We start from the raw sequence: 21,141 nt of genomic DNA, 5'->3' as shown, positions 1-21,141 counted from the left end.
AATAATGAGCGAAACATTCACGTTTGGAGAATGATTGTGGACCTGGTGCAACTGGAAATCTTCAAGGCGGTGGCCGAACACGGAAGCATCAGCGCGGCCGCGCAGCATATTCACCGGGTACCGTCGAACCTCACCACGCGCATCAAGCAACTGGAGGAGGACCTGGGCGTCGAGCTGTTCATCCGCGAAAAAAGCCGGCTGCGCCTGTCGCCGGCGGGGTGGAACTTTCTTGAATACACCCGGCGCATTCTTGACCTGGTGCATGAGGCGCGGCTGACCGTGGCGGGCGAAGACCCGCAGGGCACCTTTGCCCTGGGTTCGCTGGAGAGCACAGCCGCTGTGCGTATACCGGCGCTGCTGGCCGCGTATAACCAGCGCTACCCCAAGGTAGACCTGGACCTGTCCACCGGCCCGTCAGGGACCATGCTCGAAGGAGTATTGTCCGGGCGCCTGGTGGCCGCCTTCGTCGATGGCCCGGTGCTGCACCCGACCCTTGAAGGCATGCCTGTGTTCGAGGAAGAAATGACCGTGATCGCGCCGCTGCACCACCCACCGGTGACCCGCGCACGGGATGTGAATGGCGCGAATATCTACGCTTTTCGGGCCAACTGCTCTTACCGCCACCACTTTGAAAGCTGGTTTGTCCACGACCAGGCGGTACCCGGCAAAATACACGAAATGGAGTCTTACCACGGCATGCTGGCCTGCGTCAGCGCAGGCGCCGGACTTGCGATGATGCCGCGCAGCATGCTCGACAACATGCCCGGCTGCAGCACCGTCAGCGCCTGGCCGATGGCAGAAGACTTCCGCTACCTGAAAACCTGGCTGGTGTGGCGCCGCGGCACGGTATCGCGCAGTTTGAGCATGTTCATCAAGCTGCTGGAAGAACGCACGCTTCAGTCGAAATAGCCGTGCAGGGTGTAGCGGTAGCCCAGGTCTATGCTGCCCGTAGTACCGCGCCCCCAGGCCTTTGTCAGCACGAATTCGAATGCAGGTTCGTACAGGCCATCACGGACCAGCGCGCCGGCCAGCACTTCGACCTCATACCAGCCGTTATCCAGCTCGATGATTGGCCGGCCCGGCTCCTGGTAGCGCGCCATCAGGTCGCCGAGGGTCTTGTTGGTGAAATGCTGCAGGATGCGCCAGGTGAACAGCAGGAGGGCGCGGTTCTCGACCTTGAGCCGGTAGCCGTTGCGCCTGTGCTTGAGACGGCTGCCGGGCTCAAGCAGCGCCGGGGTGCGGCCGTCGAGGGTGAACAGGATGTGGTAGGGCAGGTTGTCGACACCGGCCAAGGGCAGGATTACCCCCTCAGCGACGGCCAGGTCGCCGCTGTCGCCGGTGGTGAAGGCGCGGGCCAGGTCATCGGGCAGTTCATGCTGCTGTTTGAAGCTTTCGAGTAGCTGGATATCACCGAGCAGAAAATAGTCGACCAGGTCGTTGAGCACTTCGCTGAATTCATAGCGCATGGGTTTTCCTTGTTGTGGCTGCGCTGATGGAAGCGGGCAATGTAGCCCAACGGCCGTGGCCTGTCTGCATGCGCTCAGTGGCGCTGGGCGATCTGGATAAGGTTGCCGCAGGTGTCATCGAACACCGCGATGATCTGCGTGCCGACCGTTTCCGGGCTTTGGGTGAAGTGCACCCCGGCGGCGCGCAGGCGGGTGTACTCGGCGTACACATCACGCACGCTGAACGAGGTGGCGGGGATGCCGTCTTGCTTGAGGGCGGCCTTGTAGGTTTTGGCCGCAGGGTGTACGTCAGGTTCGAGCAGTAGCTCAACGCCATGGGGGTCGTTGGGGGAGGTGAGGCTGATCCTGCGGTGCTTGCCCATGGCAATGTCATCTTTGGGTTGGAAACCCAGCACATGGTGGTAGAAGGCCTGGGCCTTGGCCTGGTCATCGACGAGAATGCGGGTTGCGACGATCTTCATCGGCTGTGCTCCATTGCGGGCTTGTTATAAGCAAAGCACATCCTCAGGGCAGCTGCGAAGCTTCCATCATTTTCTCCAGCCCGGCGTATTGCTTGTGGCCCACCGCTACCAACCCGGTGGCGTTCTGCGAGGCGACAAAACTGGCCAGTGCAGCGGGGTCTTCCAGCATTGCCTTGCGCAGCTTGGTTTTCAGCGCCGGGCACAGGCTCGCACTGAACACATAGGGGTCATAGTAGATCGGCGCCGAGCGCCACAGTACCTGCAACTGCGTGGGGGCCAGGGCGTTGCTGGCAAGGTACGCATCGGCGCGTTCGCTTGCGACGAACGCGGCGTCGACGCGGCCTTCAAGCACTGCTTGCAGCGCCTTGTCGTGGCTGCCGGCGTATACCAGCGCGGCAAAGTAGCCTTTGAGCGGTGCGCCAACCTTGCCGGCAAACTCGACACTGGGCACAAGGCTCCCCGAGGTGCTTGCCGGGTCGCTAAGCGCCACCCGCGTGCCGCGCAGGGCGCTGAGGGTGGCCGGCCCGCCTGCGCGGGTTACCAGCAGCGCCTGATAGTGGCTGCCCGCGGCGGTATAGGGGCCGGCGTTGAGGGTCAGGGTTGCGAATGGCTCGATACGCTGATCGCGGCGGTGCGCCAGAATGTACGACGCCGGGCCCAGCCGGGCGATGTCGGCGCCGCCTGAAACAATCGCATCGACCACGCTTTCGTAGGAGCTGCTCACCACCAGTTCCACCGGCACCCCGGCAGCCTTGGCCAGGCGCTCTATCAGCGGCTGGTGCTCGCGGGTCATGTCCTCGACGCTTTTGATAGGAATCACCGCAAGCCTCAGGCTGTGCGGTGTGCACTTGGCCTGCACGGCACCGACCAGCAGTTGCAGCACGGCAACGGCACACAGGGTTTTGACTACGCGCATGCGTTCACCTCGGCGCCGGTAAACGGTGGGTACTCATACAACTGCGCTTGCGACAGCGGCCGGCTGAAGTGATAACCCTGGGCGATATCGCAACCGGCCAGTTTCAGGCACACCAGTTGCTCGCGGGTTTCGACCCCCTCGGCCACCACCTCCAGGCCCAGGCGCTTGGCCAGAATGATGGTCGAGGACACGATGGGGCTATCGTCGTAGCTGTTGGACAGCGGCGCGATCAGTGCGCGGTCGATCTTCAGCCGGGACAACGGCAGTGACTGCAAGTGGGCGAAGCCTGCGTAGCCGCGGCCAAAGTCATCCAGGCTGATACCCATGCCGGCCGCCCGCAGGCGGTACAGGTGCTCGACAGCCGTCCCCTCGGGGTCGAGCACCGTGGTTTCGGTGATTTCCAGCTCCAGGCGGCTTGGCTCAAGACCGTAGCTGTCGAGTTCGGCCAGCAGGCGCTCGCTGAAGTCGGCCTGACGCAGTTGCAAGGCTGAGACATTTACCGCCAGGTGCGCCGCTTGCTTGCGGGCAGCCCAACGGGCCAGCTCTTCGCAACCCAGGCGCAACACCTCCCAGCCCAGATCGACGATAAACCCGCTGCGCTCGGCAACACCGATGAAACGGTCAGGGTAGAGCAAACCGAATTCGGGGTGTTGCCAGCGCACCAACGCCTCGTAGCCGATTACCTGCAGGGTATCGAGGCGGATCTGCGGCTGAAAATGCAACACGAACTGGCGCTCGGCCAAGGCGTTGCCGAAGGCTTGTTCCAAGGTGAACGCCTGAATGTCCGACAGGTTCAGCGAGGGGTCGAAGAACCGGTACTGGGCGCGTCCAGCCTGTTTGGCCGAATACATGGCGGCGTCGGCGCAGCGGATCAGTGTGTCGATATCCTGGCCGTCACGTGGGCAGATGCTGACGCCCACGCTTGGGCTGGTGTTGACCTCCTGGCCGTCCAGGGCATAGGTGGCCGACAGTTTCTCGACCAGCACGCGCACCCAGGCGTTGATCTGCTCTTCGCTGCGCTCGCCGGCCAGCAGCACCACGAATTCGTCGCCGCCAAAGCGCGAGGCTTCGTCACCGGGGTCGAGCATGCGCTGAATGCGCCCGGCGACCGCTTGCAGCAACAGGTCACCCACCTTGTGCCCCAACGAATCGTTGATCGATTTGAAGCGGTCCATGTCGATGAACAGAATCGCCAGCAAACGGCGCTTGCCGCGCTGCTGGGCAAGCGCCTGGGTGGCTACTTCGACGAACTGGCGGCGGTTGTGCAGCCCGCTCAAGTGGTCGGTGGCCGCGGCGTGGCTGCTACGCCGGTGCTCGTCTTCAAGGCGGCCGATCAATTGCTGGTTGACCTGCTGGGCGCGCTCAAGCTCGGCGAACGCCTCCTGGCGCTTGCGCAGCAGGCGCAGCCCCCAGGCCAGGCTGGCCAGAATCATCAAGGTCATGGCCAGGTTCTGCCACAACTGGCGGCTGGCGGCGAGCGCCCAAGGGGCAAGGATTTCTTCGTTGCGCTGGCTGACCACCACGCTGAAACCTCGCTCCGGCACCCGCCGGTAGAGGCTCTGGTAGGCGCCGGTCAGGCTGTACTGGGTAAGCTGGCCGGTGTCTTCGGCCTTGTCAGGCAGGCTTGGCACCAGGCTGTCGCCGGCAACCACCACGCCGCTGGTGTCGATGCGCAGGCGCTCGCGACCATCGTCCTGGAGCAGGCGCATCAGGCCAGTGCGGCCCAGGTCGATGTGCTGGAACAGCACCGCCAGGTAGCCGATGTCCAGTTGTACCACCAGGATGGTGTCGACCTCGCGGCCGCTGATGTCAGTCAGTGGCAGCACGAACGGCAGGCGCCAGTCGGGCAGCGCTGAGGCTGTAGTCGGCGCCGGGGTGGCAGGCATGAACGCCTTGAAACCATGCCGGGCGACGTGGGCCTGGAGCTGTTCAAGCCACGCCTGGGGCAATTGCCCGGGTTCGTCGGCATGGCTTGAGGAGAGCAGCCGGCCATTGTGGTCGTACAGGCTCATGCGCTTGAACACCGGGTCTTCAGCGAGGACCCGCGCAAGGCTCAGGTTGCCCTGGCGCAGGCGCAGCATGTCGTCCTGGGTCACGCGGCCTACTGCCTGCGCACGGTCCACCAACTGGCGCAGGTTTTCCCCGACGATGCTGGCAAGGTTCAAGTGTTCGGCGGCTTTTGCCGAGAGCGCATCCTGGCGCGAGGCGGCTTTTTGGCTGAAGTGCAGGCCCCACAGGAAGGCGAGGGTAACGACACACAGCATGAGCAGCAGCAGCGGCAACAGCCCTGCAGAAGAAAGATAACGGCGGATCACAGCTGGCTTCCCCGACCCTGGGTGAGCTTTTGAAAATACGACAGGAAGATGACAACACAATGACTACTGGCACATTGCCGGTATTTATTTGCCGATTATCCAGAACCTGTTCAGGCCAGTTGCGCGACAAAGTGTCCGCTTGACTAAGACGAATGTAACAAGCGGTGTATGTTGACTTGGGGGTCAGATTTTGTGATCGTGCGCGCCCTCAGGCTGCGGTTGCAGCCACCTGCATCAGAAAAACAAGGGCAGCGCCTGAACTGCCCACAAGGATCAACCCATGTCCAACCGTGATTTCTCCCGGCGCTCGTTCCTGCAAGGCGGGCTGGTTGCCGGTGTCGGTGTGACCTTGGCGCCACTCGGCAGCCAGGCCTTCGCCGCCCTGATGGAAAGCCGCGTTACCACGTCGGCGCAAAAGTGGATGAACAACGACGGCAAGGCGCGTTTTCGCAATGACGCCTTGTCCAAAGTCTGCGGCAGCAAGGTCTTTGCCCGTGATATTCGTGCCAAGGACATGCCCGGCTGGCCGCAGCAGCAAGGCCACGCGATGCTGCTCAAGGCTACCAAGGCCGACCGCATCTATGCCGGCTTTGACCTGGCATTGCTCGGCGACAGCCTGCAGCCGGACCGCATCGTTACCGCCGAGGACCTGAAAAAGGACGGCATCGCCTGGCCTGAGGCACACTCCCCAGACCCGCTGCTGCCGCCAGGGCAGGTGCCGATGTTCATCGGCCACCCGGTGGCGATCCTGATCTGGCACGACTTCGAGCGCTACCGTAAAGCCAAGCTCAAGCTGCAATTCAACGACCAGGCTATCCGCTACGGTGCCCAGGCGCCGCTGTACCAGCGCGACCCATACGGCAGCTTCCGCTTTGTGCGGGTTGGTGGCGCTACGCCGTTCGATGAGGATGCGTTCTCCAGCCTGAAGAACACCATGCTGTTCCCGACCATTCTGGCGCGCAAGCCGGTATGGACTGCCGAACCGAAGCAGCACGGCACCTTGACCGAGCAAGGCCTGTTCTATGCCGGGCGCATCAATGAGCAACTCAGCCAGCCGCCGGAAAACTGGCTGCTGTTCGACGAACGCTACAAGACGCCGTCCATCGAGCCCGCAGCGCTGGAGCCAGACAATGGCAACGGCTGGTTCGATGCGGCCAGCGGAACCTTGCATTTTGTCGTCGCGACCCAGTGCCCGTTCGAGGTGGCGCACGAGTGCGTGCACATGATCAAGCCGTCGCGCTTCGGCCTCAAGCACCTGAACATGCACCCCGGCTACACCGTCGGCTATGGCTCCAAGGACAACAATATCTTTGTGTTCTACGCCGCCGTAGCTGCGCTGTATGGTGCCGGCGTGCCGATTCGCCTGGCCAATGACCGCTACGAGCAGTTCCAGAGCGGCATCAAGCGCCACCCGTTCGATATCCGCTACCAACTGGCGGTGGACAAGAACGACCTGAGCTTCCAGATTTTCCGCGCCGAGATGACTGTCGATGGCGGCGGGCGCATCAACTACAGCCCTTCGGTTGCCGCTGTCGGCGCCACCGCGGCGCAGTCGATCTACTACATGCCGCAGAATGACCTGTCGGTCACCGCCTACCATTCGCGCGGTGTCGAGGCCGGCTCCATGCGGGGTTACGGCACCCTGCAGAGCATGGCGGCCACCGAAATGATGGTTGATGAAATTGCCGACCGCCTGGGTGTCGATGCCATCGAGCTGCGCCGCAAGAACGCACTCAAGTCGGGCATGAAGAACACCCAGGGCGCAGTGCCTGCCGGTGCCTTGCGCCTGCACGAAATCCTCGACAAGGCTGGCGAGCATGAATGGTGGAAAACCCGCCATGCGCGCAAGCAGGCAATGGACGCCAAAGACCCGGATAACTGGTACGGCGTCGGCTTTGCCATCACCCAGAAAGACTTCGGTACCGGCGCTGAAGCGCCCATGGCAGCGGTGGAATTCGCTGCCGACGGGCAAATCACCCTGCGCCATATCGGCACCGAGCTGGGCACGGGCATGTCCACTTCCCAAGCCTTGGTGGTCAGCGACTTCCTGGGCCGCGTCGCCGACCACGTCCAGACCGCGCAAACCGAATGGCCAGAGCTGCAACTGAGCACCAGCGCCAACCCCTACCTGATCAGCCAGGCCGAGCAGGACGCTGCGCTGCGTGACCCGCGTTGGGTTGGCAAGCTGGCGTCGCCGTCGTCCGCGACCAATTCGGCGTTCTATTTCAGCCACGCCACCCGCGAAGCCGCACGCGTGCTGTTCAATCATGGCCTGTGGCCGGCAGCCTTGGCGTTGTGGCGCCAAGGCCCGTTCGGCGGCCAGGCCAACCCATTGGTGGTGCGTCGCGAAAACGCGGTGTGGGTCAATGGCGCGCTGACCGGTAACGGCCTGGCGCCCATCCCATTTGCCGAACTTGCCCGCAAAGCCCATGAAATGGGCCTGGTGACCGGTGCCAGCGTGCACGGGTTCAACCGCTGGAGCTGGGCTGAAGCAGACTTTGTGATCGATGGTGTGCGTGACCGCCTGCCGCTCGATGCACTGGCGGTGAAGTACGGCGATGGCGCGCCAAATGCCAAGAAGGCGCAGATGAACAGCAACGGTTTCCATCTGCTGGACCGGCAGAATGCGCTGTATCCGGCGACCCAGCTCAACAATGCCATGGTGACCTACTACAGCCCAGTGGCGACCATTGTCGAAATCAAGGTCAACAAGGGCAGTGGCGAGGTGCACGTGCTCAACCACCACAGCTGGGTCGAATGCGGCCGGGTATTGGTGCCGGAGTTGGTCAAGGGCCAGCTTGAAGGCGGTATCGCCATGGGCATCGGCCATGCCTTGCTCGAAGAAATGCCGCTATACGAAGGCGGGCCGGGGGTGGGGGACTGGAACTTCAACCGCTATCGCCTGCCGATGGCCAGGCACGTGGCGGTGTGGCAACAGACGTCGGAGATCCTGCCGCCGCTGTCGCCAACCGACCCGTCCAAAGGCATCGCCGAAGTGGTGATGATCCCTGTGGTGGGCGCTATCGGCAACGCCGTAGCCCACGCCATCGGCAAGCGTGTACGCGACCTGCCGATCACTCCTGCCCGCATCAAGGAGGCCCTCAATGGCTGACCGTAAGTTGCAACTGACCCTCAACGGTCAACCCGTCGTCACCGAGGTGGTTCCTGATGACCTGGCGATGCTCGATTACCTGCACGAATACCAGAACCTTACCGGCTCGCGCCTTGGCTGCGGCCAGGGCATCTGCCATGCCTGCGTGGTGATCGTCGACAACCCCGATGGCACTTGCGAGGAAGTGCGCACCTGTATCACCGGCGCCCACTATTTCGAGGGCAAGAAGGTGCGCACCATCGAAGGCCATGCCCAGTTGGACGACGCCGGAAACCCGGTTGCGCTGAGCCCCATCCAGCAAAAGTTCGTCGAGCGCTTTGCTTTCCAGTGCAGCTACTGCGCCCCAGGCTTCGTCAATGCGGCCACGGTGCTGGTGGAAAACGCCCAGCGCAAGCCGCTGAAAAAGAGCGAGCTCGAAGGTGCCATCGAGGCCAGCCTTGGCCACCATGTGTGCCGCTGCACCGGTTACGTGCGCTATTACGAGGCCACCCGCGATGTGCTGGGCGACCTCGGTCTGGTCAAGGAGGGTTGAGCATGACGCGTGTGTTCAGCAACCTGGCCCTGGCCATTGGTGCGGTATTCGCTTTTGCGGCGCAGGCAGCGGACCAACAGGTGATCAAACGCGGTGAATACCTCGCCCGTGCCGCCGACTGCATGGCTTGCCACACCGCAGAAGGCGGCGCGCCGTATGCCGGTGGCCTGCCGATTCATTCGCCGTTCGGCACCATTTATGGCACCAACATCACCCCCGACAAGCAGCACGGCATTGGTAATTACAGCGATGATGAGTTCTTCGCGGCCCTGACCGAGGGTAAGCGCAAGGACGGCGCCAACCTGTACCCGGCCATGCCGTACACCTCGTACCACCTGATCAAGCGCGAAGACGCCGACGCGATCCACGCCTACCTGCAGAGCATCGCGCCGATCAACCGCGCAGCACCCACCACCGACCTGAGCTTCCCGTTCAACGTGCGCACCGGCCTGATGGGCTGGAACCTGCTGTACGGCAAGAGCGTGCAGGTGCAGCCGGCCGCTGGCAACAGCGAAGCCTGGCAACGCGGCCAGTACATGGTCGAGGTGCTTGGGCACTGCGGCGAGTGCCACACCCCGCGTAACCTTATCGGCGCGCTGGAGCAAGACAAGCGCCTGAGCGGCGGGGTACTCAATGGCTACCTGGCGCCAAGCCTGCTGGCCAAGGACCTCGCCGAGCGCGGCTGGACCCAGCCAGACCTTGCGACCTTCCTCAAGCACGGCATGAGCGCCCAGGGCAGCATGTTCAACGAGATGTACCCGGTGGTGCACCACAGCACCCAGCATCTAGAAGACGGCGACCTGTCGGCCATGGCCACCTACCTGCTGGGCGACCAGCCGCCGGCGGCCCGTGTGGTGCAAGCAGTGGCCCACGAAACCATGACCGCCAGTAGCCAGCGTGGACGCCAGCAGTACCTCAACGTCTGCGCCGGCTGCCATGGTGCCGACGGTGAGGGCAAGCCGCATATCGCGGTGGCCATGAAGGGCAATACTATTTTGCGCCAGGCCGACTCGCGCAACCTGGTCAAAGTGGTGCTCGACGGCATTCGCGAACAGCAGTTCACAGGCTTTGAACGTATGCAGCCGATGCCCGGTTTTGCCGGCAAGCTCGACGACCAGCAGCTGACCGACATGGTCAACTACCTGCGTGAAGCATGGGGTGGGCTGCCGGGCGACCTGAGCACTGAACAGCTGGCCCAGCTGAAGGTGGATTAACCCGTGCAGCATCTTGACCTGCAGGTGGTGCAGCGGGCGGGCCAGTGGTCGCGTGACGGCCTGCGTGTTTGGCTTTGCACCGTACTTTGCACCTATGGCTCGGCCCCCAGGGCGCCGGGTTCGTTGCTGGCGGTCAGCGAGGGTGGGCATTGGGTCGGCTCGCTTTCCGGGGGCTGCGTCGAGGAGGATTTCCTCGCTCGCGTGGCCCTCGGCGAGTTCGCAACGCCCGTTGCCGTGGTGCGATATGGCGATGGCAGCGACAGCCGCGCCAACATCCGCCTGCCCTGCGGCGGTGTTCTCGATGTGCTGGTGGAAAACCTGCCCGGTGACTGTGCCACACAGGCACACCTGGCCGAACTTGAGGCCGCGCTGCTGGGCCGGCGCCGCTTGTTGCGCGAGGTGAACCTGGTGACGGGGGCGTGGCAGTTGCGCGATGACCAAAGCCAAGGGCCACGTGTAGAGCAAGGTGCTGACAGCGTTCGACTGCGCATTGGCGCTGCCCAGCGCCTGCTGCTGGCCGGTTATTCGAGCGTGGCGCATTTCTGTGCAGAGTTCGGTAAAGGGCTGGGGTTCGAGGTAGTGCTGTGCGACCCTCGGGACGAGGTGATGGACAATGTGGTGCTGGACGGGATAGAAATCCGTCGTGAACTGCCCTCGCTGTTCATCGCCAATGGCGGCTGCCACCGCGATACCGCAGTGGTGGCACTGACCCACGACCCGAAGATCGATGACCTGGCCATGCTCGAAGCGGTAAGAACCGAAGCGTTCTATATAGGTGTAATGGGCTCGCAAGCCACCTCTGCCAAACGCCGCGAGCGGCTGCGCCGCATTGGCCGGTTGGGCGAGGCCGAGATGGCGCGTATTCATGCGCCCATCGGCCTGAACCTGGGCAGCAAGACCCCGGCGGAGATCGCCTTGGCAGTGCTTGCCGATATTCTGCGCACCCGCAGCGGCATCGCCCGCGAGGCGCTGTGACGGTCGTCGCGCTGGTACTTGCTGCCGGCCAGGGTTCGCGGTTTGGCAGTGACAAGCGCAAAGCCGTGTTGGCCGATGGCCGCAGCTTGTTGCAGCACAGTGTCGAGCGGGCGCTGGGTGTGTTCGACGAGGTGCGTGTGGTATTGCGCGCCGGGGAGTCCGCTGCCGGGCACGGCTTGCCGGCCTGTTGCCGAGTGGTGCATAGCAATGATGCCGGCTTGGGCATGGGCCATAGCCTTGCGGCGGGTGTTGCTTCGCTTGCCGACAGTGATGCGCGGGCGGTTGCCATCGTGCTGGGCGATATGCCGTGGATACTGCCGGCTACCTTGCGCGGGCTGACTGGCTTGGCCGGTGAGGCGGTTATCGTGGTTGCGCGACATCAGGGGCAGAACGGGCACCCGGTTGTGTTCGGGCGTGGGTTCTGGCCTGAGCTTGCCACGCTTGCTGGCGATGAAGGTGCGCGCTCGGTGCTGCAACGGCACCGGGCGCAGGTGGTGGTGTACGGAACTCAGGACGCCGGGGTGTTGCGGGATGTCGATACGCCTGCTGCGTTGATATAGGACTTGCCGGGGAGCCGGAGCGGTCCGAAAAGATCGCGCAGCGGCCCCAAGATCCCTGCCGCATCCAACCCCCCGTGGGCCGTATGAAATCCGTTGAATTCATAACCTGTAGCCCTCACAATGCCCGCCTATACATGGTACATACCACGGTACAAAACAAACGGAGTACACCATGGCACGTGCGGGCATCGACAGACACGCAGTCCAGCAAGCACGTGATGCATTGCTAGCCCGTGGCGATAACCCCAGCATCGACGCAGTACGTATCGAACTGGGAAATACCGGTTCGAAGTCCACGATCCATCGCTATCTGAAAGAGCTGGAACAACCGCCTGTTACCCTTGAGAACAGCACGTGCCTTAGTGCGCCTATAAGCCAGCTGGTTGCCCAGCTCGCCACCCAACTGCAGCAGGAAGGCCAGGCTCGCATCGATGTTGCAGAGGCCACTTTCAATCGCCAATGTGAACAATTGCGCAGCCAACTGGACCTCGCGCAACGCGCCTTGGCGGCTGCACATCAACAGCACCACGCCGAGGTCAGCGCATTGCAGGCCCGTCTCAGTGACAAAGACCAGCACATAAACTCGCTGGAAACACGCCGAGAGCAGGAGCAACGCCGCCAGGAAACCCAGGTCCGCCAGCTCCAGGGCCAACTGCACACCCTGCAGCAGGGCGCACTGGCTCGCCAGGAAGAGGTGACCCGCCTGCACCGTGACAATGAACGTTTGTTGGCTGAGCAGCGGCAGGCACTGGAAGCGCGAAAAGCGCTGGAGGCCCAGCTGGAACAGCGCGACGCCCAGGTGCAAGGGCTGCGAGCAATCCTGGGGCAGGCCCAAGGGGCAGGGGAGGAGTTGCGTCGGCAATGCGCCGAACGCGATGCACAAATTGCCGAGCTTCGGCGCGGCGGCAGCGTCTAGTAATCAGGCCCTGCTGCTGCAGGGCCTGATTCACCTGATTTCAACGGCTGTCTTGATCTTCGGCATTGCCGCCTGTAGCGCCTGCACCGGAGCCGGTAGCCTCACCCGTGCTATTAGAGCCGCCCGCAGCCCCGTCCGCGGCATCGGAATTGGTGCCGGTGTCGCTGCTGTCGTTGTCTTTGCCACCCGGCGTATTGACGCTGCTGCCTTCGCCTGCGGTCTTGCCTTTGGGGTGGTCACCTTTGGAATGGTCGGCCTGGGGCTGGCTGCCGGTGGTGTTCATATCGCTGGCAGCAAAGCTGCCTGCCGAGCCAAGGCCCATGGCAACGGCGAGAAACAATGCAAGGGGGCGAGTGCGAACCATGGTGAGTCTCCTGTCGGATTAACTGTCATGGTTTGGGCAGCGCTGCGGTGTGGCAGGTGCCGTCGTAGCGACGGACGGTCGCGCGGGGCCGCAGTACGGCCCCGGCGTCGGTCAGTGAGTGTCGTTGCGCGGTGTGGCGCTTGCTGCAGGTGTTTCCATCTCATCCAGCGTGGGGTGTTCCTGAGCCGCATGCATCAAGTCTTCGGTCACGCGCAGTTCGGCGCCGGTTGGCGAGAACGTTGCGCTGGCGGTAAACGCGGCGGGGTGAGCAGGGGCAGGGCGTTTGCCCCGTCGCCACATGAAGAACCCGACCATGACCAGGTTGATCGCCGCAAACGCCCAGAACAGGCCGACCTCGCCGTAGCGGGTCATCATCGGCGAAATGCCCAGCGGCGCCAGGGCAGAGCCCAATGAGTTGATCAACAGCAGGCCTTGGATCATCGGCACCAGAGCATCCGCCGGCGCACGGTCGGCGGCGCTGCTGACCGACACTGGGTACAGCGCGAACACACCACCGCCCAGCAGGAACAGCAGCACCGGCAGCGCCACGGTGTCCACCGGCAGCGCCACGATCAGCAGCGACAGCACGGTGCAGATGATGGCCAAGGTAATCAGCACGTCCTGGCGGTCCTTGCGGTCGGACCAGCGGCCTACCGGGTACTGCAGCAGCATGGCGCCGAGGATTACCCACGCCATCATGGTGCCGACTTCGCCCACGTCCAGGCCGATACGTTGCAGGTACAGCGGCAGCAGCGCGTAGATGCCGGCAATGATGATACCCGAGCCAAAGCAACCGACCAGCCCGGTCGGGGCGATGCCCAGCAACTGGCGCGGCTTGAGCGGCTCGACGTGTTCGAGCAGCGGCGATACCCGAGGCAGGATCACGATCGGCAGCACTGAAAGGGTGGCCAGCATGCCGGCCAGCATGAACGGCGCGGTGTCACCCATGGCGGTGATTTCGCCAAGCGCTGCCTGGGCGATTACCCCGGCGCCATAGAAGGCGATCATGTACAGCGCCAGCAGGCGGCCACGAATCTTGGCGTCACCGGCCAGCAGCAGCCAGCTTTCGATGACCAGGAACACGCCCACCGTGGCCCAGCCATTGATCAAGCGCAGCACCGACCACCAAGTGGTGTGGTAGAACAGGCCCTGCAGCAGGATGGTCGCGCCGATCAGGGCGGCGAAGCTGCTGTAGGCGCGGATATGGCCAATGCGCAGGATCAACCGGTCATTGAACAGCGCCCCAAGGGTCAGGCCGATAAAGTACGCCGACGAGACCACGCCGATGGTGGTGGCCGATTCACCGGCAGCCCCCAGGCGCAGCGTAGTGAGCGAAGACAGAAAGCCATTACCCAAGGCAATGATGAACAGGCCGAGCAGGGGTGCCAGCGCCATCGCCAGCAAACGCGGAGACATACGTACCTCAAGGTTGGAAAAGCACAATTGCGCCTTTTCGGGGTGCACAGGCTGTGCGATGTTGCCGGGGCAGGGTGCAACCTTGGCAAGGGTCAACCGCTGGGCCTGTTGCGAAAGAGGCCGGGCGGGGGCGGTTGAGCCTGCAGCACATGCGCGATGTGGCGAGAGGCACGGACGCTGTCTTTGCGAAAAGGTGGCCACCGCAGAGGGCGACGGGCGAAAAGGATCCGCGATTCTACGGGGTATGGAAGTTTTGCCAAGGGGCAGTTGAGTGCGGCGAGATGCCGCAGGCATGGGGGATTAACTCGCTAATCTCGAAACACTATTACTTCATTTACATAACCTATTGATATTGAAGGCATACGCCCTCTGTTCCCCTGTAGGAGCGGCCTTGTGCCGCGAAAGGGCTGCGCAGCAGCCCCGGCGATTTTGCACAAGGCCGAGATCCTGGGGCCGCTGCGCAGCCCGTTCGCGACACAAGGCCGCTCCTACACTGCGGCGACAGCCTGCGCTCACAACACCTGCCCATGCAGCCCGCGCAAATAATCGCCAAACCCTTCACGGGCGCGGCTATCTTCGCGGCTGCTGGTGGCGACACTGTGTTGCGCCGTCCAGACGATCTGCGCGCCACTCGCCTCCAGCGCCAGAACCAGTTGCACATCCTCGTGCGCCGCCAGCGGCTGGAAGCCGCCCACCTTGGTATAGGCCTGCGCGCACACCCCAAGGTTGGCCCCATGGATATGCCGATGCCCCTCATCCGCCTGGTAACGGCTGCGGTACAACTTGCGCAGTGCGGCAGTCTGCCAGGGTTGCCAGCGTTCAATGTGGACCGTGCCGCACACCGCATCCGCCTGCCATTGCAGCTGCGAGATCAGCCAATGCGCCGGTACCCGGCTGTCAGCATCGGTAAACGCCAGCCACTGTGCGCCACGCTCAAGCATCAAGGCGGCCCCTGCCCGGCGGGCGATGCCGACGTTGCCGGCGTCCAGCTCCAGCGTTTGTACACCGTGCCGGTTCGCTATTGCCGCACTGGCATCGCTGCAACGGTCGAGCACCACCAGAACCTGCACCAGGTGCCCGGCAGCTCCGGCCAACGCAGCGGCAGCCTTGACCGCTTTCAAGCAGTACCCCAGGCGCCGCGCCTCGTTATGCGCCGGGATCACCACGGCGATCATGGGCAGGTCTCGTCGAGGTCGACCACACTGGGCTGGCACGACCAGTACTCCAGCACAAAGTCCGCCTCTTCGTGGCGCAACTGGCGGTACAGCGGCAGCCGTTCGGCCAGCAGCGCATGTACCTCGTTGCCGTCTTGCGGGCAGCCGGCGATAGGGTGGCGCCAATGGCAGGCGAGCAGGCCGCCGTCGTAGCTCAGGCTGGCCACTGCACGCTCGATCACCTGCAACCAATCGGTAGGGTCCAGGTAGTAGCCGATCTCGCTGAGCACGATCAGGTCGAACTGCCCACCCGGCCAGTCAGCCGGCAGGTGCGCCTGCTCGACGCTGGCATGGGGTACATCGGCCAGGCGCTGGCGGGCGAGGGCGACGGCCGTGGCGTCGATGTCCTGGCACACCAGGCTTGCGCAACGCTCGGCCAGCAGTGCGCTTAACTCACCATTGGCGCAAGCCGGCTCGAATACCCGCGCATAACACTGGCGCGGCAGGCTGGCGTAGACCAGGTCGCGCTTGCGCCGCTCGTACCAGCGAGTGCGGAAGGCCCAGGGGTCATCGTTGCCGGCGTACAGCTCGGCGAAATACTGCGCATCAAGGCTCATCGTGGGCTCCATTCACAAGAACAACAGTTCGAAGGGTTGCAGCAGGCACTCCTGAAAGCGTTCAGGCAGGACTGGCGGGCGGTCGTCGTCGGCTTGCAGCTGGCTGACGTGCGCAGCCAGCGCCCGGCGCTTGCGTGCAAGGCGGGTATCGTCCAATTGCACGCGGTGCGCGCGCGCCCACGGCAGGCGCGTATCGTCCGGCGTGGCCCAGTGCCAGGCCCAGACCGGCGCTTCGGCCAACTGCGCCTTGCGCGCCAAAGCGGCCTGCGCACAGGCGCGGCCAACGGCTTCGTGGTCGCAATGGCCATCCTCGCGCCAGGTACACAGCAGCAAATCGTCGGGCTGCAGCAGCTGGTTGAGGTGGTTAAGCAAAAAGGCTTCGTCCCGGGGCAGGCCGCCATCCTTGAGGTTCAGCCGGCGCCAGTCCAGGCGCGCCAGGTTGAGGTCCAGCTGGTGCAGGGCGTGGCGGCTTTCCAGTGGGCGTTGCCGGCGCAGCCGGTGTTCGCTCCAGTTCTGCGAGCCGGGGTGGCTGCCCTCGCCGTCGGTGGCTGAGATCAGCACCAAGTCTTGCTCGCGGCCGCTGAAGCCAGCCAGAAGGCCGCCCGCCATCAGAATTTCGTCGTCCGGGTGTGGGGCAACCACCACCAGGCGCCGCCCCGGTGGGCACAGTTGGTCGGGGTCAAGCCAGGTGGCGCGGGCCAAATGCGCGGAGTGTTGCCAGTCATGCCAAGGGGTACCGCTGCTGGCCTGGATCAGGTTTTCGCTCATAGTTGCCAGGCTCCTGCCGGCAAGCCGGCCACTTGTTGGCCCAGTTCGGCCAGATCGCGCTCGGCGTGGCTCTGGCGCAGATACACCGGCAGGTCGGCGCTCAGCCGGGCGAAATGGCTGTTGCGACAGAAAGGCGTGGCGCCCAGCGCCCGGCCGACGTGATGGAGCACTTGGTCAACCGCGTGCTCCACCTGCGCACGGGTGCGCCGTACGTGAAGATTGGCGTCGGCGCCAGGCTCGCGGTCTATAAAGGCTGCGCATTCGCGCAAGGCAGCGCGGGCGCCGTACAGGGCCGCATCCACCGCCCCCAGATGAGCACAGGCGTGCGGGTCGCGGCGGGGTTTGTGGCAGTGCTCGCGCAAGTAGGTGGCCAGCGCCTGCGCTGCGCCATACCAGCAAGCGGCGATGCCGGCGCCGCCGTGCCAGAACCCCGGGCGCGCCAGATACTGGCCCGGGCTGCCGATGGCGATACCGCTGGCATTGTCGAACTCGATGTCGACACTGGCGGTGGTGGCCATGCCCTGTGCCTGCCAGTTGCCTGCATTGATACGCTGGGTGGGCTGGTCAAGTGCAATGGCTACCAGTTGCGGCTGGTCGTCATGCCAAGCGGTGATCAGCGCGCGGTCGATCTGCAACGCCCCGGAACACCAACCCTTGCGGCCCTGCAGGCGCACCTCTTCACCCTCGCGGGCGATGATCTGCACCCGTGCATCCGGTGGTTCGGCAGCCCACACACCCCATATGCCCGTTTGGGCGTGGTGGCCTGCCGCGCATTCAGCCAGGATCGCCAAGGCGTCGGTATGGCCCTCATAGAGCTTGGCCAGCCCCAGGTCACACGCTGCCACTTGGGCAAGTACCTGCCAGCGCTGCAATGTGCTGCCATGGCCGGGCAGCGGCAGCCGGTCGAGTTGTTCGGCTTGCAGTGCACGCAGCACGTCCAGCAGCAAGTCATCCACCCTCAACGCCTGGGGACGATCGCCAAACTCGCGCAACAAGCGCTCAAGCGCGCTTGAGTGATCATTGTGGCTGATGCTCATCGGGTTAATTCCATTTGGGTGGTTAGCGTGCAGCCGCGCCATCAGCTCAGGCCCAGCTGCTTGCGCATGCGCGCGGTAATCGATTGGCGTACCTTGCCCATGCCCGCCCACGGGTCTTCGACCTCGCCCAGTCGCTCATAGACATTGGCGATGGTCCACTGGTTGGCGCCCTTGAGTTGGGCCAGCTCCTCGCGCCAGATAGGCACCGAGACCGGCAGCCCTTCACGGGCGCGAAGCGAGTAGGGGGCGACGGTAGTGGCGCCTTTGCCATTGCGCAGGTAGTCGATAAAGATGCGCCCAACCCGGTTCTTCGGGCCCGACACGGCGCTCAAGCGCTCGGGGAACAGATTGGCCAGGTGATCGACGATGGCGTGGGTGAAGTCCTTGACCTCATCCCAGCCTGCGCGGCGCGTCAGCGGCACCACCAGGTGCATCCCTTTGCCGCCGCTGGTCTTGAGGAACACCTTCAGGCCCAGCTCGTCGAGCAAGGTGAGGGTCAACTGCGTGGCTTCAAGCATGGCTTTCCAGGGCAGCGCCGGGTCTGGGTCGAGGTCGAGGATGAAGCGGTCGGGCCGCTCGAAGTCTTTGTCGGTGGCGTTCCAGGTGTGCAACTCAAGCGTGTTCATCTGTACGGCGCCGAGAAGGCTCTGGGCATTGTTCAACACCATCGCCGCCTGGCCGGCCTGGGCCTTGGTATAGCTGACGACCTTGGGGATATGCAGTTGGCCGGCGTTTTTCTGGAAGAACAGTTCGCCGCCCAAACCGTCCGGCGCCCGCACCAAGGCAACCGGGCGATGGGCGAGCTGGGGCAGAATCAAGTCGGCGACTTGCGCGTAGTACTCAGCTACCTGGCGCTTGGTGGTCGCGCTGCTGGCATCAATTACCCGGTCGGGGTGGGTCAAGTGCAAATCGGTGGCTTTCGCAGGCGGCATGGCACGCTCCAGGTCGATAGCGGTGGCAGGCTTGTCATCACGCAGGCCGTGGAACACCGAATGACGCACGATGCCGTCGCGGGTCATCTGCGCGTAGGCGACTTCCGCCAGCAGTAGCGGCTTGAGCCAATGCACACCGCGCGCCTCGGCGCCGCTGGGTGGGTTGGCCAGCAGCGGCTTTTTGCACTCCAGTGGCTTTAGCCGGGCATGGATGCTGGCCAGTGTGGTTGCGCTGAAACCGGTGCCGACCTTGCCGGCATAACGCAATTGGCCGCTGTCGGCGTCATGCAATGCCAGCAGCAGTGCGCCGAAGCCAGTGCGGCTGCCTTTCGGGTCGGTGTAGCCAACAATCACGAATTCCTGGCGCTGTTTGCACTTGAGCTTGATCCAGTCGGCACTGCGCCGGCCGCTGTAGGTGCTGCCCAGACGTTTGCCGATCAACCCTTCGAGTTCTAGCCGGCAGGCGCTGTCGAGCAGCGAATCGACGGGCTGCTCGAACGCTTCGGAAAACCTCAGTTGCGGGTCGTCATTGTGTTCGAGCAGCTTTTCCAGCGCCCTGCGCCGGTCTTCGAGCGGTAGATCACACAGGTCTTTGCCGCCAAGGTAGGGCAGGTCGAACAGGTAATAGGTGATGCGCTCGTCCTGCTCGGTATCGAAGGCGTTCTGCAATGCCTGAAAGTCAGCCACACCGTTGTCGCCAACCACGACCATTTCGCCATCGAGCCACGCCGAGTCCACACCCAGCGCTTTGAGCGCCGCCACCTGGCGCGGCATTTTCGCGCTCCAGTCATGGCCATTGCGGGTGAACAGGCGCACGTCTGCGCCGTCGATACGGGCCAGGATGCGGTAGCCGTCGAACTTGACCTCGTAGCACCAGTCGCCGGCAGGGGGCGAATCGACCAAGGTGGCCAACTGCGGCCGCACAAGGTCCGGCATCTTGACCTTACTGGCGCTGCGGCGCCGAGTGGCGGGTTTGGCAGCCTTGCGCGGCAGCAGGGTACGGTCACTGATGACGCTGTCGGGCTGGGCCTCGACGATGCTGTACTCCGCTTCGCTGCGCGCCTCACTATCGTGGGACTTGACCAGCATCCATTGCTCTTTCTTGCCCGCCATGTGAGTACGGAACAGGTTCCACACCCCGGAGAGCTTCTCGCCTTGCAAACGAAAGCGCAGTTTGCCCTTGGCATAGGCGGCCTGAGCGTCGCCCTCCGGCTCCCACACACCGCGATCCCAGACAATCACATCGCCCGCGCCATAGTGGCCCTCGGGAATGTTGCCTTCAAAGTCGGCGTAATCCAGCGGGTGGTCCTCCACATGCACTGCCAGGCGGCGCACCTTGGGGTCAAGCGAAGGGCCTTTGGGGATGGCCCAGCTTTTCAGCGTGCCGTCGAGTTCCAGGCGAAAGTCGTAATGCAGGTGGCTGGCATCATGCTTCTGGATGCAGAACTGCAGCGCATGGGCCTTGGCTGCACGGGTGCGCTTGCCGGCGGGCTCTGGCGTGGCATTGAAGTCGCGCTTGCGCTGGTATTCCTGCAGGGGCTTGGCCATGACGGGCTCCTTGTGCTCTCTGACTTGGGAGGGAGCGGGCGCAGGCAGAGTTCAAAAAACTCTGAATCATTGGCGCTAGCGTGCAGTCGACCAGATGAACCCCCTTGATGGAGAAGCGCCATGGCCCTGCCAGACGACCCAGAATTCACTCCCGAGATCGACACCACCGAGGACCGCATGGGCAGCGTCCACGAACTGGACTTCAGCGAGCGGCGCGATGAACGTCGTGGGCGCATTGGTGACGAGCGCCCGGCGGGAGAAGTGGCCGAGCAGTTCCCCGATGAGCGTGTGGCGCAAAGCGGCATGACCGGCGGCGAAGCGCTCAGCGAGAGCCTGCACGAAGACAACGTCACCCTCGATGACATGAGCCCGGACACTTTGTTCGACGAAACCGGCGCTCGCGACCCGAACGAGCCCGGTAGCGGCGGCCCGGCTGACCAGGAACTGCGTGAAGTGGACATGAACGAGATCGGTGGCGGTTTTGGTCTTGATGAAGCGGAGCTGGGCCGCTCGGCACCGCTTGATGGCGAACCTTGGACGGACCAAGTCGTGGGTGACGACGAGGAGAGCACCCGATGAACGAGCAACGCTGTGCCTGTAACCACTGCTCCTGCACTGTGGGCGATGACGCCCTGATGCGTGAAGGCAAGGCCTATTGCTGTGAGGCCTGTGCCAATGGCCACCAGGACGGTGAGCCATGCTGCATGGGCGACTGCAAATGCGCCGAAGCTACCCGGCCGGGTGAGGCCAACGTGGACAATGCGCTGGATGAAACCTTCCCGGCCAGTGATCCAATATCGCCGTGAATCACTTGGGGCCGCTTTGCGGCCCTTCGCGG

At 63.8% G+C, this 21,141-nt stretch carries 19 protein-coding genes and 1 pseudogene; 9 read left to right on the top strand and 11 right to left on the bottom strand.

What is annotated here, in order from left to right; all coding sequences use genetic code 11:
- Positions 1-36 precede the first annotated feature (36 nt).
- On the top strand, positions 37-909 hold the full coding sequence (ptrR, locus tag HU719_RS08745; RefSeq protein WP_217843714.1) for a putrescine utilization regulator PtrR: 873 nt from the start codon (positions 37-39) through the stop codon (positions 907-909).
- Here ptrR and HU719_RS08740 read toward each other — a convergent pair.
- The 4 genes from HU719_RS08740 to HU719_RS08725 form a co-directional block, all read right to left on the bottom strand.
- Positions 897-1,466, bottom strand: coding sequence for a hypothetical protein (locus HU719_RS08740; protein WP_186520966.1), 570 nt, complete (start codon positions 1,464-1,466; stop codon positions 897-899). The two genes, ptrR and HU719_RS08740, sit on opposite strands and share 13 nt — an antisense overlap.
- A gap of 74 nt (positions 1,467-1,540) precedes the next feature.
- Positions 1,541-1,927 (bottom strand): VOC family protein, encoded by a 387-nt coding sequence (locus HU719_RS08735; protein WP_186536850.1) that lies wholly within the window; start codon positions 1,925-1,927, stop codon positions 1,541-1,543.
- Between the two features lie 43 nt (positions 1,928-1,970).
- A complete protein-coding gene (locus tag HU719_RS08730; protein ID WP_186520964.1) occupies positions 1,971-2,843 on the bottom strand; it encodes a phosphate/phosphite/phosphonate ABC transporter substrate-binding protein in 873 nt (290 codons plus the stop codon).
- On the bottom strand, positions 2,834-5,158 hold the full coding sequence (locus HU719_RS08725; protein ID WP_186536851.1) for a putative bifunctional diguanylate cyclase/phosphodiesterase: 2,325 nt from the start codon (positions 5,156-5,158) through the stop codon (positions 2,834-2,836). Before HU719_RS08725 ends, HU719_RS08730 begins: the two co-directional genes overlap by 10 nt.
- Positions 5,159-5,438: 280 nt before the next feature.
- Between HU719_RS08725 and HU719_RS08720 the strand changes: the two genes are divergently transcribed.
- The 6 genes and pseudogenes from HU719_RS08720 to HU719_RS08695 form a co-directional block, all read left to right on the top strand.
- Complete coding sequence (locus tag HU719_RS08720) at positions 5,439-8,270, top strand: xanthine dehydrogenase family protein molybdopterin-binding subunit (protein WP_186536852.1); 2,832 nt, start codon at positions 5,439-5,441, stop codon at positions 8,268-8,270.
- The gene (locus HU719_RS08715) at positions 8,263-8,802 is read left to right on the top strand and encodes a (2Fe-2S)-binding protein (RefSeq protein WP_186520961.1); all 540 of its coding nucleotides are present in this window, start codon (positions 8,263-8,265) and stop codon (positions 8,800-8,802) included. The genes HU719_RS08720 and HU719_RS08715 overlap by 8 nt, the downstream gene beginning before the upstream one ends.
- Before the next feature lie 2 nt (positions 8,803-8,804).
- Positions 8,805-10,016 carry a cytochrome c gene (locus HU719_RS08710; protein WP_186536853.1) on the top strand — a complete coding sequence of 404 codons (1,212 nt, stop codon included), beginning with the start codon at positions 8,805-8,807 and terminating at the stop codon, positions 10,014-10,016.
- A gap of 3 nt (positions 10,017-10,019) precedes the next feature.
- Positions 10,020-10,991, top strand: a complete 972-nt coding sequence (locus HU719_RS08705) for an XdhC family protein (protein WP_186536854.1) — start codon at positions 10,020-10,022, stop codon at positions 10,989-10,991.
- Positions 10,988-11,551 carry a nucleotidyltransferase family protein gene (locus HU719_RS08700; RefSeq protein WP_186536855.1) on the top strand — a complete coding sequence of 188 codons (564 nt, stop codon included), beginning with the start codon at positions 10,988-10,990 and terminating at the stop codon, positions 11,549-11,551. Before HU719_RS08705 ends, HU719_RS08700 begins: the two co-directional genes overlap by 4 nt.
- Positions 11,552-11,723: 172 nt before the next feature.
- Positions 11,724-12,452, top strand: a pseudogene (locus tag HU719_RS08695) (DNA-binding protein); the annotation flags it as partial.
- A gap of 55 nt (positions 12,453-12,507) precedes the next feature.
- Here HU719_RS08695 and HU719_RS08690 read toward each other — a convergent pair.
- From HU719_RS08690 to ligD, 7 genes are all read right to left on the bottom strand, one after another.
- The gene (locus HU719_RS08690) at positions 12,508-12,831 is read right to left on the bottom strand and encodes a hypothetical protein (protein ID WP_186536857.1); all 324 of its coding nucleotides are present in this window, start codon (positions 12,829-12,831) and stop codon (positions 12,508-12,510) included.
- A 111-nt stretch (positions 12,832-12,942) separates the two neighbouring features.
- The gene (locus HU719_RS08685; RefSeq protein WP_186536858.1) at positions 12,943-14,247 is read right to left on the bottom strand and encodes an MFS transporter; all 1,305 of its coding nucleotides are present in this window, start codon (positions 14,245-14,247) and stop codon (positions 12,943-12,945) included.
- A 512-nt stretch (positions 14,248-14,759) separates the two neighbouring features.
- Positions 14,760-15,422 carry a glycosyltransferase family 2 protein gene (locus HU719_RS08680; RefSeq protein ID WP_186520954.1) on the bottom strand — a complete coding sequence of 221 codons (663 nt, stop codon included), beginning with the start codon at positions 15,420-15,422 and terminating at the stop codon, positions 14,760-14,762.
- Positions 15,419-16,018, bottom strand: coding sequence for a class I SAM-dependent methyltransferase (locus tag HU719_RS08675; protein WP_186536859.1), 600 nt, complete (start codon positions 16,016-16,018; stop codon positions 15,419-15,421). The genes HU719_RS08680 and HU719_RS08675 overlap by 4 nt, the downstream gene beginning before the upstream one ends.
- A 12-nt stretch (positions 16,019-16,030) precedes the next feature.
- The gene (locus tag HU719_RS08670; protein ID WP_186536860.1) at positions 16,031-16,786 is read right to left on the bottom strand and encodes a PIG-L deacetylase family protein; all 756 of its coding nucleotides are present in this window, start codon (positions 16,784-16,786) and stop codon (positions 16,031-16,033) included.
- Positions 16,783-17,823 (bottom strand): acyl-CoA dehydrogenase family protein, encoded by a 1,041-nt coding sequence (locus tag HU719_RS08665; protein WP_186536861.1) that lies wholly within the window; start codon positions 17,821-17,823, stop codon positions 16,783-16,785. The genes HU719_RS08670 and HU719_RS08665 overlap by 4 nt, the downstream gene beginning before the upstream one ends.
- A 41-nt stretch (positions 17,824-17,864) precedes the next feature.
- Positions 17,865-20,303 carry a DNA ligase D gene (gene ligD / locus HU719_RS08660; RefSeq protein WP_186536862.1) on the bottom strand — a complete coding sequence of 813 codons (2,439 nt, stop codon included), beginning with the start codon at positions 20,301-20,303 and terminating at the stop codon, positions 17,865-17,867.
- Between the two features lie 120 nt (positions 20,304-20,423).
- Here ligD and HU719_RS08655 point away from each other — a divergent pair, with 120 nt between their 5' ends.
- Complete coding sequence (locus tag HU719_RS08655; protein WP_186536863.1) at positions 20,424-20,882, top strand: phosphotransferase system, HPr-related protein; 459 nt, start codon at positions 20,424-20,426, stop codon at positions 20,880-20,882.
- Positions 20,879-21,109 carry a metallothionein gene (locus HU719_RS08650; protein WP_186520948.1) on the top strand — a complete coding sequence of 77 codons (231 nt, stop codon included), beginning with the start codon at positions 20,879-20,881 and terminating at the stop codon, positions 21,107-21,109. Before HU719_RS08655 ends, HU719_RS08650 begins: the two co-directional genes overlap by 4 nt.
- Positions 21,110-21,141: the final 32 nt, after the last annotated feature.

The organism is Pseudomonas farsensis (genome assembly GCF_014268805.2).
Classification (GTDB): domain Bacteria; phylum Pseudomonadota; class Gammaproteobacteria; order Pseudomonadales; family Pseudomonadaceae; genus Aquipseudomonas; species Aquipseudomonas farsensis.
This window is presented reverse-complemented; position numbering and strand designations above follow the sequence as displayed.